The organism is Vibrio sp. 1731 (assembly GCF_033339955.1).
In the GTDB taxonomy this organism is placed as follows: Bacteria; Pseudomonadota; Gammaproteobacteria; order Enterobacterales; family Vibrionaceae; genus Vibrio; species Vibrio alginolyticus.
Genome location: NZ_JAWOVO010000022.1, coordinates 1 through 14,487 on the forward strand (window position 1 = coordinate 1; position 14,487 = coordinate 14,487).

Genomic DNA, 14,487 nt, shown 5'->3' on the forward strand with positions numbered 1-14,487 from the left:
TGGGTGTTTTTTATTCTAAAAGGCGAGTTTTCACTACTATTCTACCTCCATACACCCTGTAATCGCCCTGAATAAGGAAAAAAGATGAGCTCAATGAGAAGCTACAAAGGTATAAAGCCTGAACTTGGTGAGCGTGTTTACGTTGACCCAACCTCTGTTTTAGTCGGTGATATCCGAATTGGCGATGATTCTAGCATTTGGCCACTGGTAGCAGCGCGAGGTGATGTAAACCACATTCACATTGGTGATCGAACGAATATTCAAGATGGCAGTGTTTTGCATGTCACCCATAAGAACGCCGAAAACCCAAACGGCTACCCATTGATTATTGGTAATGACGTTACGATTGGCCACAAAGTGATGCTGCACGGTTGTGAGATCCACGATCGTGTTTTGGTTGGTATGGGAGCTATTGTTTTAGATGCTGTTGTAATTGAGTCAGAGGTGATGATCGGAGCAGGCAGTTTAGTGCCACCTGGGAAAGTATTAGAAAGTGGCTACTTATATGTTGGAAGCCCAGTAAAACAAGCTCGCCCTCTATCAGAAAAAGAACGAGCTTTCTTGCAAAAGTCTGCCAACAACTATGTGCAGAACAAAAACGACTACTTAAATGAAGTAAAAGACTTGAACTAAAACCCTGTTAACCGATGATGATATGGCCTTCTTCGTTGAAGGCTTCATCTTCTATTAGCTCTTCAGCCATTTCTTCTAGGTCGAATCGGTAATCAGTAAACACTTTAATTGCCGCTTGCTCAGTTTCAATCAGTGAACCACTGAGCTTTTCTAACTTTTGTTTCGTCACAAAGCACTCTATTAGTGCGCCTGATTGTTGCGCCGAAAAGTTTACCGATTGTGATACTTCATCCCATGATTGAATATCTGGGAATAAGATGGATTGATTCATCGCTTATTGACCTTCAAGGTTCTTTCTTAGTTCTCTGAGAATTTGTTTGGCACCAGGACGTAAGCCACGCCAGAGCATAAAGCTTTCCGCAGCCTGCCCAACTAACATTCCAAGACCGTCATACGCATGAGCGGCACCATTCTCTTTTGCCCATAAGTTAAAGCTCGTCACCCCTTTGCCATAAATCATGTCATAGCTTGTACTGTTAGCGGCAAAGATGGAGGATGAAATAGTCGGTAGTTCACCACTAAGAGAAGCGGATGTGGAGTTAATGATGACATCATACTCTTCATCAATACTTGCCATCTCTTTGGCGCGGATAGGACCGTGAGAGACAAACAGCTCTGCAAGCTCCTGTGCTTTACTAAAGGTACGGTTGGTAATGGTTAAAGAGGTCGGCTTTTGATCGAGTAGTGGCTTAATAACACCACGAGCTGCACCACCAGCGCCAATAATTAGGATTCGCGCGCCTTCCAATACAACCTGATGCTGAAGCAGATCTTGCACTAAACCTGCACCATCAGTGTTGTCACCGATGATTTCACCATCGTCTAACTTCTTGAGGGTATTTACCGCGCCTGCTAACTGAGCCCGTTCTGTCAATCGACTAGCAAATTGATAAGCATCTTCTTTAAATGGCATAGTGATGTTGCACCCCTTGCCACCTTCAGCAAAAAACACCTTCGCCGCGTCAATAAAACCATCAACAGGTGCACTTTCTGCGGTATACACCAAAGACTGATTAGTTTGACGAGCAAACAAAGTGTGAATGAATGGCGACTTACTGTGTCCGATAGGATTACCAAACACGGCATAGCGATCGATTTGCTGGGTCATTTCCTTACCTTTGTTCCTTACTTAGATATAGAGAAAACAGGGCCACCTGATTACAGATGACCCTATCACTATCTATCTATATAGAAAAGGAGATTCCGTGCTTACCACTCTCGTGGCGTTAGGTATCGCTCGTAAAGTTCAGCTTCTGGCGATCCCGCTTCTGGCTCGTAGCAGTACTCCCAGCGAGCGAGCGGCGGCATTGACATCAGAATCGACTCAGTACGCCCACCACTTTGTAAACCAAATAAGGTACCACGGTCATACACTAAGTTGAACTCTACGTAACGGCCGCGACGATATAGTTGGAATTCACGCTCACGCTCACCATACTCGATCTCTTTACGACGAGAAACGATCGGCAAGTAAGCCTGGCAATAGCCTTCACCGACTGCTTTGATGTAAGCAAAACACTTATCAAATTCCCACTGGTTTAGATCATCAAAGAACAAACCGCCAACACCGCGAGTTTCATTACGATGTGGTAGGAAGAAGTATTTGTCACACCATGCTTTATGCTCTTGGTAAACATCGTCACCAAATGGCGCACAAAGCAGTTTTGCAGTGTCGTGCCATGATTGGCAATCTTCTTCAAATGGATAGAACGGCGTTAGGTCAAAACCACCACCAAACCACCAAATTGGGTCTTCGCCATCTTTTTCTGCAATAAAGAAGCGGACATTGGCGTGTGAAGTCGGTACGTAAGGGTTTTTAGGGTGAATAACCAAAGAAACACCCATCGCTTCAAAACGACGACCCGCTAGCTCTGGGCGATGCGCTGTCGCAGATGCTGGCATTTCTTTCCCTTCCACATGCGAGAAGTTCACACCTCCCTGCTCGAAAACAAGGCCATCACGCAAAACACGTGAGCGACCACCGCCACCCAGACGCTCTCCTTTTTCACGTTGCCATGCATCTTCGACAAAGACGGCCTTTCCATCTTCTTGTTCTAACTGCTGACAAATGGAGTCCTGAAGTGACATCAAGAACTGCTTTACGGCGTGCTTATCGATCGCTGACATACGTTATTACCTATTACGTGAAACCTAATGATGGCTGGCTAGCAGGGTTAACCCTGTCTTAATATTTGTGAAGTTTTAGCGTCACGAATCTCGCTGGGTTTATCACGACCGCTGGTCTCGCCACGAAGAATGGCGACCAGCTTATCACCCAACTGCTCTTCGACTTCTTCCGTGGTCATACACGGTGGTAAGCCGGAGAGATTCGCGCTGGTAGAGGTTAACGGCTTTCCGAATGCATTACACATTTTTTGCACCAAAGGATGATCAGTCACACGAACCGCAATTGAATCAAACTGCCCTGAAACCCAGTTGGATACTTTATCGCTCGCTGGCATGATCCAGGTGTATGGGCCTGGCCAAGTGGCATGAACAGTCTGTAATTGTTCTTCAGTCAACTGAGATTCATCAATATAAGGCAAGAGCTGATCATAACTTGCCGCGATGAGAATCAGCCCTTTTTCTACCGGACGCTGCTTGAGCTCTAATAGCTTTTGAATTGCTTCTGGGTTATCTGGATCACATCCGACACCAAAAACCCCTTCTGTTGGATAGGCAATCACTTCGCCTTGCTTGAGTGCGTTGAGCACTTGTTCAAAGTTATCCACCGATTACTTCCTATTTGTTTGACTGTGTTGTTTTCACTAAGTGTACAAATATTCATTCTCAGACACTAAAGCAATTTTTTATAAAATGTATCAATAGCGCCAACAACAAGACGCAAACGTTTGCTTGAGATAAAAATCCCCGTATAATGCGCACAAATTTATAGCTCACCTAATTTTTGCAGCTTAAAGGAGTTTGAGATGAAAGTCGGTATCATCATGGGTTCTAAATCCGATTGGCCAACCATGAAACTAGCAGCGGACATGCTAGACCAATTTGGCGTGCCTTACGAAACAAAAGTCGTGTCAGCACACCGAACTCCTCAATTACTGGCTGACTACGCTAGTGGCGCAAAAGAACGCGGCATCAAAGTTATCATCGCAGGCGCAGGTGGTGCAGCCCACCTACCAGGTATGGCGGCGGCGTTTACTAGTTTGCCAGTGCTTGGGGTTCCCGTTCAGTCTCGTGCACTGAAAGGTATGGATTCACTGCTTTCTATTGTACAGATGCCAAAGGGAATTGCGGTTGGTACATTGGCGATTGGCGAAGCGGGCGCAGCAAACGCCGGTATCCTAGCAGCGCAAATCCTAGGCACTCATGATGAAAACATCATGGCGAAGGTAGAAGCATTCCGTAATGAGCAAACGGAAACAGTTCTCGCAAATCCAAACCCTGCAGAGGATTAATCAGATGCATGTACTGGTTCTTGGTGCGGGTCAGTTGGCTCGTATGATGTCTCTGGCTGGTGCGCCACTGAATATTCAAATTTCAGCTTACGATATCAGCAGCGGTGATGTCGTTCACCCTTTAACTCAACAGGTACTTGGCCATGGCTTGGAAAATGCGATTACGCAAGTTGATGTGATTACTGCCGAGTTCGAGCATATTCCACATGACGTGCTCAAGGTTTGCGAAGCGAGCGGCAAGTTCCTACCAAGTACGCAAGCCATCAAAGCAGGTGGTGATCGCCGTATTGAAAAAGCACTGCTTGATGATGCTGGCGTGCGCAACGCGAAATACTACGTCATTGAAACTCGTGAAGACTTTGACCGCGCAATTGAACACGTTGGTATGCCAATGGTTCTGAAAAGTGCATTGGGTGGTTACGATGGTAAAGGTCAATGGCGCTTAAAAGAAGCTTCTCAAGTCGACGACATTTGGACTGAGATGTCGGAGTGCATCGCGGCAACACCAACTCAAGCGATTGTTGCTGAAGAGTTTGTTCCTTTTAACCGCGAAGTATCACTGGTTGGTGCTCGAAGCAAAGATGGCAGTGTGGAAGTGTACCCTCTGGCAGAGAATGTTCACACCAACGGTGTATTGAGTCTTTCTACTGCGATTGATGCGCCAGGGTTACAGGAACAAGCAAAGCAAATGTTCACGGCAGTCGCAGATAGCCTAGATTACGTTGGCGTATTAGCGCTTGAGTTCTTTGATGTCGATGGGGCACTTTTAGTGAATGAGATTGCTCCACGCGTGCACAACTCTGGTCACTGGACACAGCAAGGTGCAGAAACGTGTCAGTTTGAAAACCATCTGCGCGCAGTGTGCGGCTTACCATTAGGTAGTACGAAATTGGTTCGTGAAACTTCAATGATCAATATTCTTGGTGAAGACACACTACCAGAAGCATTGTTATTAATGGATGGTTGCCACCTTCATTGGTATGGCAAAGAGAAACGTGCAGGTCGCAAGATGGGACACATCAACGTGTGTGGCGACTACCCAGGAGAATTGCACCGTAGGTTGTGCGCTCTGGCAGACATCTTAGACCCAATAGCTTTCCCAGCCGTGCAAGCGTTCGCTAAACAGCCTCAACACTAACGTTTGGCAGCAAAAAAATAAAAAAAGGGTCGCACGATGCGACCCTTTTTAATTCCTTTGATGTATTTACCCTTGTTGGGTGTGCTGGCACTTACGGTTGGCACATTGCAATTTCACACCACTGGCGAGTTTCTTCTCCACCAACAAAGTAAAACCACATTCTTCGCATCGCCCCTTGACCGGAGCAAGGTTCACAGCAAATTTGCATTTAGGGTAGTTATCACACGCGTAGAATGTTTTGCCAAATCGGGTTTTACGCTCAACCAAATGTCCTTTGCCACATTCAGGGCAAGCGTGTTGCTCTTGTGACTGCGCCTCTGGCTCTGGTTGATTAATCGACTCAATATGATGACAAGCCGGGTAATGGCTACAACCAACGAACATACCGTAGCGCCCTTGGCGGAGAACCAACTCATTGCCACACTCAGGACAAGGCACACCCAACTCTTTCACGATGTGACCATCATTGCTGTGTAGCGGTTTAATGTAATCACAGCTTGGGTAATGGTTACAGCCGAGAAATGGGCCATGTTTTCCGTGCTTGAGAGTCAGCTCACCACCACATTTTGGACACGGCTCGTGCTCCAAAGCGTGTTCATGGGCAGAGAAAAGGGTGTTGTCGATTTTACTACTCATACTTACCGTTTCGTGAAAAACACACAAAAAGACAAACTCGCGTTTATTCTAGCTAAACTCGAACTTGCCCAGATGGTTAGTGAAGAATCCCTTGTTCCTTGGTGTACAACAGCTCTTCCATTAGCGTGTAAGCGTTTTCGTTGCCAGGCACATTAAACAGCACCATCAGAATGATCCATTTGAGGTCTTCAAGCTCAAACTCACTCGTTTCTAATCCCATCACTCGGTCAATCACCATTTCGCGAGTTTCTGTGGTTAACACATTGATTTGCTCGAGAAACAATAGAAATCCTCGGCATTCCAAATCTAAACGCTGCGTCTCTTTCGCTGTGTAGATACGAGTTGATGACGAAGCCATGCAAGTCGAGATTGCAGAAGAGGTGTCACTTTGCTGCAATGCGGCAAGCTCTTCTAACCAGACAAGGGCTTTGTAGATATCTTTTTGTTGGAAGCCTGCACGAAGCAACTCTTCTTCCAACTCGTCTTGTTCGACCTGTAACTCTGCATCGCTATGGATGTAGGTTTCGAATAGATACATCAGTATATCCATCATCATAGCTAGCCCCTCCCCTTTCGAATATAGCCACCTGAAACCGCAACGACATGCCCAGAGAGTTCTAACTCTAAGAGCTGCATCATGACTTCTTGGACAGGTATATTGGTCCTGTTTGCAAGAATATCAACCGGTGTAGCTTCACTTCCTACGTTAGCTAACAGCTGAGGAAATGGCAATTCTTCTTCATCATTTAACGTAGAAAATAAATCGGTACTCTGATTAATAGACCAATCAAGCAAGGACTGTATTTCATCTAAGACATCTTTCGTCTTTTCTACGAGGCAAGCGCCATGACGTATCAACTGGTTTCCACCGCAGGCATTGGGGGCATTGATTGACGCTGGCAGCGCAAATACTTCTCGACCTTGCTCAAGCGCGTAACGAGCTGTAATTAACGAGCCGCTCTTTTTCGCCGCCTCGACGACCAGTACACCAAGCGATAATCCACTAATAATACGATTACGACGCGGGAAGTTTTCTGGGCGCGGCTTGGCATTAGGCCGAAACTCAGACACCAAAGCCCCGTGTTCAATAACACGTTGCGCTAAACTACGATGACGTGCTGGATAAATATTTGCTAAACCAGATCCTAGCACCGCAATCGTCTTACCACCGGCTTGCAACGCACCATCATGCGCATGACCATCAATGCCTAAAGCGAGACCACTGGTGACAATAAAATCGTGCTGAACAAACTCTGCAGCAAACTGACGTGCATGCTGTAATCCATCAATACTCGCATTTCGACTGCCAACCATCGCGATTTGTGGCTGAGAGAGACAAGTAGGGTTTCCTTGAACAAAAAGTAGAGGTGGCGGTGCAACGATTTGTTTGAGTTGAGGTGGATAACGCGGGTCAGTCAGTGTCAGGATATGATGATTTGTAGAAGCCTCAAGCCAGCTTAAACAAGCATCGACTTCTTTATCTGTTGAAGCCCAAGCTTGAATTTGCTTAGTTGTTAACCCAAGTTGTTGTAGCTGTTCAGGAGAGAAGTTTACGATGTTACGTGGCGTGTCTCTTGCCAGTAGCTTATTCATTTTGACGCCGCCAATGCCTGGTAAACAACTCAGTTTTAACCAGGCAGCGAGATCATCGTTATTTCGTCGATTCATCGATGGTTAATTCGTCCGCCAACGGTGACACCACCGAAATATCTTGGTTAATGGGTTTAGTACTGTTAGTGATCAGTGCCAAGCTAAAGTACTCATAAGGACGAATGACCAGCAACTCACCAACTTTGCTTTGAGGCAAAGTAATTTTCTTATCAAGCACGCCAAACTCTTTCTTGAACTCATCGCCGTCTTTGTAAACTGGGTGCGCGTCTTCTTTTAAATCAAACACACTGCCTTGCTTCAGATTGTCTGACGTGCCTTTATCAATCACCACGACTTGGTTAGTTGAACTAAAGCGAATGCCTTCGATATTACCTAGCAACTTTGCAGAACTGCCTTGTGGCGACGGCAGCGGATAGAACGTAGTCGTGAAGTCAGTATTCTCAACCGATTGATTTGGCAACGCGATATCGTTACGTAGGATTTCTTGCATTTGCGATGTAAGCTTCAAACCTGAATAATCACTCGAAGCTTCAACGAGCTCGCCTTTGGCAATCAAACGCAGCGCGGTAATCTCTTCGGACACATCGTCACGCGAAAAGGTAGCTACTGGTCGGTAAATAGCCCAACCTGTCGCGGTCTGATTGCCATTGATATACAGCACATCTTCTGCAGTCAGATACTTACTGCCTTTGCTGCTACCCATCACTTTTGCTGCTCTGTTCAACGAATCTTTATCTAGCAACCGATCCGATTGAAGGTAAGGCATCACCAAACCTTCCGCAACGGTTGGTACGGCTTTCTTTTCTGTGATGCGAGCTTTCGGGCTCAGCTTCTTAACCGGTTTTAGGCTCAACACGGGCTGACCGTTAATCCACACCAAAGACAGCTTGTCTCCGGGATAAATTAAATGAGGGTTATCGATTTCCGGGTTTACTTGCCATAAACGAGGCCACAACCACGGGCTATCTAAGTACATGGCCGAAATATCCCATAGCGTATCGCCCTTCACGACTACATACGTTTGTGGCGCATCATCTTTAACAGTCAGTGGGTTCGCATCCACATTTGCTACAGCGTTGAAAGAGAAAAGTAACGGCAACGTAACACTGGCAACGTTGCGGAAAATTCGATTCATGACCCTCGTCCTTGGTCTATTAAGCAGGAACCAGAATGGAAATTGGTGCAAGGATGCTGTCATTTAGGCTATAAAATGTCTAGAATTGAGCCAACAAGGTTTGTGCTGTTTCGGCACAGTTCAATATTTCGAGTGAATATGTCTGTATTACAAGTATTAACATTCCCGGATGATCGCCTGCGCACAGTCGCAAAGCCTGTTGAAGCGGTGACCCCTGAGATTCAAAAAATCGTCGATGACATGATTGAAACCATGTACGACGAAGAAGGTATTGGCCTTGCTGCAACGCAGGTTGATATCCACAAACGTATCGTAGTGATTGATATTTCAGAAACTCGCGATGAGCCGATGGTGCTAATCAACCCTGAGATTCTGGAAAAGCGTGGCGAAGATGGCATCGAAGAAGGCTGTCTGTCGGTACCAGGTGCACGCGCACTTGTGCCTCGCGCTGCAGAAGTTACCGTTAAGGCACTGGATCGTGATGGCAAAGAGTTCACCTTTGAAGCCGACGACCTGCTAGCGATTTGTGTTCAACACGAGCTTGATCACTTACAAGGTAAGCTGTTCGTGGATTACCTATCGCCACTGAAACGCAAACGCATTCAGGACAAGCTAGCGAAAATCAAACGCTTTAACGAGAAGCAGCAAAACGCTTAATCTCGAACCATACCAATTAGAAGGAAGTCTACCTTGAGTCAGTCTTTACGAATTGTCTTTGCAGGTACTCCGGATTTCGCCGCCCGTCACTTGGCGGCGTTGTTGTCTTCGGAGCATGAAGTCATCGCGGTTTACACAAACCCAGATCGTCCAGCGGGTCGTGGCAAAAAATTGGCTGCGCCACCGGTAAAACAACTGGCGCTAGAACACAATATCCCGGTTTACCAACCTGAAAGCTTTAAGTCCGACGAAGCGAAACAAGAACTTGCCGATCTGAACGCCGACCTCATGGTTGTCGTGGCGTACGGTATGCTGCTGCCACAAGCGGTTCTTGATACCCCTAAACTGGGTTGTATCAACGTACATGGTTCTATCCTACCTCGTTGGCGTGGTGCGGCTCCAATCCAACGCTCTATTTGGGCGGGCGATGCAGAAACTGGCGTGACCATCATGCAGATGGATATCGGTCTCGACACTGGTGATATGCTGAAGATTGCAACTCTGCCAATCGAAGCGACAGATACCAGCGCTTCAATGTACGAAAAATTGGCTGAGCTTGGTCCAGAAGCCCTGATTGACTGCCTAGTAGACATTGCTGCGGGTAAAGCAGTGCCAGTGAAGCAAGACGATGAGCTCGCGAACTATGCGAAAAAGCTCAGCAAAGAAGAAGCACGCATCAACTGGAACGACGATGCGGCGCACATTGAGCGCTGCGTTCGTGCATTTAACCCATGGCCAATGAGCCACTTTGAGGCGGCAGAAAACAGCATCAAAGTATGGCAAAGCCGTGTGGCAGAGCAAACCAGTGACAAGCCAGCCGGCACCATCGTACAAGCAGATAAAACCGGTATTTATGTTGCGACAGGCAACGGCGTACTGGTGCTAGAGCAACTGCAAGTTCCTGGCAAAAAAGCCATGTCAGTTCAGGATATTCTGAACTCGCGTGCGGCTTGGTTTGAAGTGGGCACTCTGCTGGTTTAAGCCATACTAGGGGTTATTATCCCCAATTATACGAACTTTTAGAGGGCAGAGATGCCCTCCTTTACTTTAAGGTACTCATCATGAATGTTCGCGCTGCGGCTGCTAACGTCCTGTATCTTGTCGTCGACAAGGGCCACTCACTTTCAAGCGCTCTTCCAGCGGCTCAACAAACGGTACGACCTCGTGACCACGCTCTGTTACAAGAGATCTGTTACGGTGCGCTACGTTACCTCCCTCGCCTAGAAATGATCGCAAACCAGTTGATGGATAAGCCGCTCAAAGGCAAACAACGTGTATTCCATCACCTAATTCTGGTTGGTATTTACCAACTGAGCTTCATGCGTATTCCTGCGCACGCAGCAGTCGGTGAAACGGTTGAAGGCACTAAAGAGCTGAAAGGTCCTCGTCTGCGTGGTTTGATTAACGCGGTATTGCGTAACTACCAGCGCAACCAAGAAGAACTCGACCAAATGGCCGTCAGCAACAACGCTGGCAAGTACGGTCACCCAAGCTGGTTACTAAAACTGCTGCAAGAGGCCTACCCACAGCAATGGGAAAGCATTGTTGATGCGAACAACCAAAAAGCACCAATGTGGCTGCGTGTGAACCATCAACACCACACTCGTGATGAATACCTTGCGCTGCTCAAAAATGAAAACATTGATAGCACGCCACACACAGAAGCAATGGACGCCATAAAATTGGCCGCACCATGTGATGTGATGAAGCTACCTGGTTTTGAAAAAGGTTGGGTTTCGGTCCAAGATGCGGCGGCGCAGCTCTCGATCAACTACCTAAAACCACAAGACGGCGAACTGATTTTAGATTGCTGTGCTGCGCCAGGTGGCAAGACTGCGCATATTCTAGAGCGCACGTCGGGCAGTGAAGTGGTCGCGATTGACTGCGACGACACACGCCTGAAACGTGTGCATGAAAACCTGAAGCGTCTCAACCTTCAGGCAAAAGTGGTTTGCGGTGATGCGCGTAATCCACAAGAATGGTGGCAAGGCGAGCAATTTGATCGCATTTTGCTGGATGCCCCATGTTCTGCGACTGGCGTGATTCGTCGTCACCCAGACATCAAATGGCTACGTCGTGCAGACGACATCGCCGCATTAGCAGAGCTACAGAGTGAAATTTTTGATGCCATGTGGACGCAACTGAAACCCGGCGGCACAATGGTTTACGCGACTTGTTCAATCACACCGCAAGAAAACGTGGAGCAAGTAAAAGCGTTTTTAGCACGTACCGCGGATGCGCAACTGCTGGATTCTGATCCCGACCAGCCTGGTCGTCAAATTCTACCAGGCGAAGAAGATATGGATGGTTTCTACTACGCAGTGCTAACTAAAACACACGCGTAACAGCATGCTAAATAGGGCGATTGGAGTGATTTCAATCGCCTTTTTCAGATACGAGAAAAGAGTATGAAGATCATTATTCTTGGTGCAGGTCAGGTTGGCGGCACACTGGCAGAAAACCTAGTGGGTGAAAACAACGACATCACCATCGTCGACAATAATGCCGACCGACTGCGTGAATTGCAGGACAAATACGACCTGCGTGTGGTCAATGGCCATGCGAGCCACCCAGACGTGCTGCATGAAGCTGGCGCGCAAGACGCCGATATGCTCGTCGCAGTAACCAACACTGATGAAACCAACATGGCTGCCTGTCAGGTCGCGTTCACTCTATTCAATACCCCAAACCGCGTTGCACGTATTCGCTCTCCAGAATACTTGGCAGAAAAAGAAGCCCTGTTTAAATCTGGCGCTATTCCTGTTGATCACCTTATCGCACCAGAAGAACTCGTCACGAGCTACATCGAACGTCTGATCCAATACCCAGGCGCGCTGCAAGTGGTGAGCTTTGCTGAACAGAAAGTCAGCCTAGTGGCGGTGAAAGCCTACTATGGTGGCCCGCTGGTGGGTAATGCGCTGTCTGCTTTGCGTGAGCACATGCCGCACATCGATACCCGTGTGGCGGCTATTTTCCGCCAGGGTCGCCCGATTCGCCCACAAGGTACCACCATCATTGAAGCCGACGATGAAGTGTTCTTCGTTGCAGCAAGTAATCATATTCGCTCAGTGATGAGTGAGCTTCAGCGCCTAGAAAAACCGTACCGCCGCATCATGATTGTTGGCGGGGGTAACATCGGCGCAAGCTTGGCAAAACGCCTAGAGCAAACTTACAGCGTGAAGCTGATTGAGCGTAACTACCAGCGTGCAGAAAAGCTCTCTGAGCAACTAGAAAACACCATCGTGTTCTGCGGTGATGCGGCAGACCAAGAGCTTCTCTCGGAAGAGAACATCGACCAAGTCGACGTCTTCATCGCGCTGACCAACGAAGATGAAACCAACATCATGTCTGCAATGTTGGCAAAACGCATGGGCGCCAAAAAAGTGATGGTGCTGATCCAACGTGGCGCTTATGTAGACCTGGTACAAGGCGGCGTAATTGATGTAGCAATCTCACCTCAGCAAGCCACTATTTCAGCCTTGCTAACGCACGTTCGTCGCGCTGATATCGTAAACGTGTCCTCACTTCGCCGCGGTGCTGCGGAAGCGATTGAAGCCGTCGCTCACGGTGATGAAAGTACATCTAAAGTGGTTGGACGTGCAATTGGAGATATAAAACTTCCACCTGGGACCACCATTGGTGCTATCGTTCGTGGCGAAGAAGTTCTTATTGCCCACGACCGTACGGTCATCGAGCAGGATGACCATGTGGTGATGTTCCTGGTCAACAAAAAATACGTATCAGACGTCGAAGCGCTATTCCAGCCGAGTCCATTCTTCCTCTAGGATTTTCCTATGGTCAACTTACGTCCCGTACTGTTTGTTATCGGGCTAGTTTTATCCAAACTGGCCCTGTTTATGTACGTGCCGACTTTGGTCGCTTTCTTTACCGGTACGGGGGGATTCCTCGATTTCGCCCAAGCCGTTGTGATCACGCACCTTGCCGCCTTCATCTGCCTAACGATAGGTCGAACCGCCAAGTTCAAACTCAGCGTACGCGATATGTTCCTCATCACCAGTTTGGTTTGGACCATCGCGAGTGCGTTTGCCGCCTTGCCATTTGTGTTTATCAACCACATCAGCTTCACCGACGCCTACTTCGAAACGATGTCGGGTATCACCACGACGGGCTCAACGGTGCTCAGTGGCCTAGACAACATGGCGCCGAGCATCTTGCTATGGCGCTCTATTTTACAGTGGCTTGGTGGCATTGGTTTTATCGTGATGGCGGTAGCAGTGTTACCTATGCTGAATGTCGGTGGTATGAAGCTATTCCAAACCGAATCATCAGATTGGTCGGATAAAAGTAGTCCAAGAGCGAAAACGGTCGCCAAAAACATCGTAGCGGTTTATTTAATGCTAACGGGCTTATGTATTTTGGGCTACTTGGTCACTGGCATGAACCTGTTCGAAGCAATCAACCATGCCTTTACTACGCTATCGACGGGTGGATACTCTACATCTGATGGGTCAATGAACCACTTCTCTAATGGCGCACACTGGGTGGCCACTACCTTTATGTTCTTAGGTGGTTTGCCGTTTTTGCTCTTTATCGCCGCGTTACGTAAACGCCGTATTGATGTGTTGGTTAACGACGCTCAAGTTAGAGGATTTGCGTACCTGTTCGTATTCTCAAGCTTAGTGATTTCAGCTTGGTTAGTGATTCGAGATGGGTACACCATTTTGGATGCCCTGCGAGTGTCGATGTTTAATATTGTCTCTGTCGTCACCACAACTGGCTTTGGCTTAGAAGACTTCACCGCATGGGGCGCATTACCCACCACTCTTTTCGCATTCTTAATGATGGCGGGGGCATGCTCAGGATCAACGTCTGGCGGGATCAAAATCTTCCGCTTCCAAATTGCAATGACGCTGCTAAACAAACAAATGATGAAGTTGATTCACCCTTCAGGAGTGTTTGTACAGCGTTATAACCAGCGACCGGTGAATGATGATATTGTTCGCTCAGTGGTGGCATTTGGCTTGATGTTTTTTATCACTATTATCTTTATCGCGGGTTGTTTAAGTGCACTAGGCCTCGACCCTGTGACCAGTATTTCTGGCTCAATCACCGCCGTTGCCAATGTTGGCCCTGGTATGGGCAGTGTGATTGGCCCAACAGGCAACTTCGCGCCTCTGCCCGATACTGCCAAATGGCTCTTAAGCTTTGGGATGTTAATGGGCCGCTTGGAAATTCTGACTATTCTTGTACTGTTCTTTCCTGCGTTTTGGCGCCGCTAAGCAGACTCTAATTAAAAGGTA

The 14,487-nt window shown here is 47.6% G+C and carries 16 protein-coding genes; 8 read left to right on the forward strand and 8 right to left on the reverse strand.

Annotated elements, in window-relative coordinates:
• Positions 1-84: 84 nt before the first annotated feature.
• The gene (locus R7035_RS20210; protein ID WP_005379096.1) at positions 85-633 is read left to right on the forward strand and encodes a gamma carbonic anhydrase family protein; all 549 of its coding nucleotides are present in this window, start codon (positions 85-87) and stop codon (positions 631-633) included.
• A 7-nt stretch (positions 634-640) separates the two neighbouring features.
• Here R7035_RS20210 and R7035_RS20215 read toward each other — a convergent pair whose 3' ends face one another.
• The 4 genes from R7035_RS20215 to R7035_RS20230 all read right to left on the reverse strand — a co-directional run bounded on the left by R7035_RS20215 (position 641) and on the right by R7035_RS20230 (position 3,365).
• Positions 641-904 (reverse strand): DUF1488 domain-containing protein, encoded by a 264-nt coding sequence (locus tag R7035_RS20215; protein ID WP_005379090.1) that lies wholly within the window; start codon positions 902-904, stop codon positions 641-643.
• A 3-nt stretch (positions 905-907) separates the two neighbouring features.
• Positions 908-1,741 (reverse strand): shikimate dehydrogenase, encoded by an 834-nt coding sequence (gene aroE, locus R7035_RS20220; protein ID WP_017635616.1) that lies wholly within the window; start codon positions 1,739-1,741, stop codon positions 908-910.
• A gap of 101 nt (positions 1,742-1,842) precedes the next feature.
• The gene (hemF, locus tag R7035_RS20225; protein WP_065274969.1) at positions 1,843-2,760 is read right to left on the reverse strand and encodes an oxygen-dependent coproporphyrinogen oxidase; all 918 of its coding nucleotides are present in this window, start codon (positions 2,758-2,760) and stop codon (positions 1,843-1,845) included.
• Positions 2,761-2,807: 47 nt separating this feature from the next.
• Positions 2,808-3,365, reverse strand: a complete 558-nt coding sequence (locus tag R7035_RS20230) for an L-threonylcarbamoyladenylate synthase (RefSeq protein ID WP_005379084.1) — start codon at positions 3,363-3,365, stop codon at positions 2,808-2,810.
• A 198-nt stretch (positions 3,366-3,563) separates the two neighbouring features.
• Here R7035_RS20230 and purE point away from each other — a divergent pair, with 198 nt between their 5' ends.
• Both purE and R7035_RS20240 read left to right on the forward strand, forming a co-directional pair.
• On the forward strand, positions 3,564-4,049 hold the full coding sequence (gene purE, locus R7035_RS20235; protein ID WP_005379082.1) for a 5-(carboxyamino)imidazole ribonucleotide mutase: 486 nt from the start codon (positions 3,564-3,566) through the stop codon (positions 4,047-4,049).
• 4 nt (positions 4,050-4,053) lie between these two features.
• Positions 4,054-5,187: a 5-(carboxyamino)imidazole ribonucleotide synthase gene (locus tag R7035_RS20240; RefSeq protein ID WP_132937257.1), complete on the forward strand. Its 1,134-nt coding sequence runs from the start codon at positions 4,054-4,056 to the stop codon at positions 5,185-5,187.
• A 66-nt stretch (positions 5,188-5,253) separates the two neighbouring features.
• Here R7035_RS20240 and R7035_RS20245 read toward each other — a convergent pair whose 3' ends face one another.
• The 4 genes from R7035_RS20245 to R7035_RS20260 form a co-directional block, all read right to left on the reverse strand.
• The gene (locus R7035_RS20245; RefSeq protein ID WP_017821580.1) at positions 5,254-5,823 is read right to left on the reverse strand and encodes a type I DNA topoisomerase; all 570 of its coding nucleotides are present in this window, start codon (positions 5,821-5,823) and stop codon (positions 5,254-5,256) included.
• Positions 5,824-5,899: 76 nt separating this feature from the next.
• The gene (locus R7035_RS20250; protein WP_033906575.1) at positions 5,900-6,379 is read right to left on the reverse strand and encodes a DUF494 family protein; all 480 of its coding nucleotides are present in this window, start codon (positions 6,377-6,379) and stop codon (positions 5,900-5,902) included.
• Between the two features lie 2 nt (positions 6,380-6,381).
• A complete protein-coding gene (dprA, locus tag R7035_RS20255) occupies positions 6,382-7,491 on the reverse strand; it encodes a DNA-processing protein DprA (RefSeq protein WP_017821579.1) in 1,110 nt (369 codons plus the stop codon).
• Positions 7,475-8,569 (reverse strand): LysM peptidoglycan-binding domain-containing protein, encoded by a 1,095-nt coding sequence (locus R7035_RS20260; protein WP_033906576.1) that lies wholly within the window; start codon positions 8,567-8,569, stop codon positions 7,475-7,477. Before R7035_RS20260 ends, dprA begins: the two co-directional genes overlap by 17 nt.
• Before the next feature lie 138 nt (positions 8,570-8,707).
• Between R7035_RS20260 and def the strand changes: the two genes are divergently transcribed.
• The 5 genes from def (at position 8,708) to R7035_RS20285 (ending at position 14,466) form a co-directional block, all read left to right on the forward strand.
• A complete protein-coding gene (def, locus tag R7035_RS20265) occupies positions 8,708-9,226 on the forward strand; it encodes a peptide deformylase (RefSeq protein ID WP_005379068.1) in 519 nt (172 codons plus the stop codon).
• Positions 9,227-9,259: 33 nt separating this feature from the next.
• Positions 9,260-10,207: a methionyl-tRNA formyltransferase gene (gene fmt, locus R7035_RS20270; RefSeq protein WP_005379066.1), complete on the forward strand. Its 948-nt coding sequence runs from the start codon at positions 9,260-9,262 to the stop codon at positions 10,205-10,207.
• 80 nt (positions 10,208-10,287) lie between these two features.
• Complete coding sequence (gene rsmB, locus R7035_RS20275; RefSeq protein WP_005379065.1) at positions 10,288-11,571, forward strand: 16S rRNA (cytosine(967)-C(5))-methyltransferase RsmB; 1,284 nt, start codon at positions 10,288-10,290, stop codon at positions 11,569-11,571.
• Between the two features lie 63 nt (positions 11,572-11,634).
• On the forward strand, positions 11,635-13,011 hold the full coding sequence (trkA, locus tag R7035_RS20280; protein WP_005379062.1) for a Trk system potassium transporter TrkA: 1,377 nt from the start codon (positions 11,635-11,637) through the stop codon (positions 13,009-13,011).
• Between the two features lie 9 nt (positions 13,012-13,020).
• On the forward strand, positions 13,021-14,466 hold the full coding sequence (locus R7035_RS20285; RefSeq protein WP_005386656.1) for a TrkH family potassium uptake protein: 1,446 nt from the start codon (positions 13,021-13,023) through the stop codon (positions 14,464-14,466).
• Positions 14,467-14,487: the final 21 nt, after the last annotated feature.

Excerpts from the sequence above, each read along its gene's own strand:
- trkA (WP_005379062.1), top strand. The coding sequence starts at position 11,635 with ATGAAGATCATTATTCTTGGTGCAGGTCAGGTTGGCGGCACACTGGCA.
- R7035_RS20285 (WP_005386656.1), top strand. The coding sequence starts at position 13,021 with ATGGTCAACTTACGTCCCGTACTGTTTGTTATCGGGCTAGTTTTATCC.
- dprA (WP_017821579.1), bottom strand. The coding sequence starts at position 7,491 with ATGAATCGACGAAATAACGATGATCTCGCTGCCTGGTTAAAACTGAGT.
- R7035_RS20210 (WP_005379096.1), top strand. The coding sequence starts at position 85 with ATGAGCTCAATGAGAAGCTACAAAGGTATAAAGCCTGAACTTGGTGAG.
- hemF (WP_065274969.1), bottom strand. The coding sequence starts at position 2,760 with ATGTCAGCGATCGATAAGCACGCCGTAAAGCAGTTCTTGATGTCACTT.
- R7035_RS20215 (WP_005379090.1), bottom strand. The coding sequence starts at position 904 with ATGAATCAATCCATCTTATTCCCAGATATTCAATCATGGGATGAAGTA.
- R7035_RS20260 (WP_033906576.1), bottom strand. The coding sequence starts at position 8,569 with ATGAATCGAATTTTCCGCAACGTTGCCAGTGTTACGTTGCCGTTACTT.
- R7035_RS20240 (WP_132937257.1), top strand. The coding sequence starts at position 4,054 with ATGCATGTACTGGTTCTTGGTGCGGGTCAGTTGGCTCGTATGATGTCT.
- purE (WP_005379082.1), top strand. The coding sequence starts at position 3,564 with ATGAAAGTCGGTATCATCATGGGTTCTAAATCCGATTGGCCAACCATG.
- R7035_RS20245 (WP_017821580.1), bottom strand. The coding sequence starts at position 5,823 with ATGAGTAGTAAAATCGACAACACCCTTTTCTCTGCCCATGAACACGCT.
- R7035_RS20250 (WP_033906575.1), bottom strand. The coding sequence starts at position 6,379 with ATGATGATGGATATACTGATGTATCTATTCGAAACCTACATCCATAGC.
- rsmB (WP_005379065.1), top strand. The coding sequence starts at position 10,288 with ATGAATGTTCGCGCTGCGGCTGCTAACGTCCTGTATCTTGTCGTCGAC.
- def (WP_005379068.1), top strand. The coding sequence starts at position 8,708 with ATGTCTGTATTACAAGTATTAACATTCCCGGATGATCGCCTGCGCACA.
- aroE (WP_017635616.1), bottom strand. The coding sequence starts at position 1,741 with ATGACCCAGCAAATCGATCGCTATGCCGTGTTTGGTAATCCTATCGGA.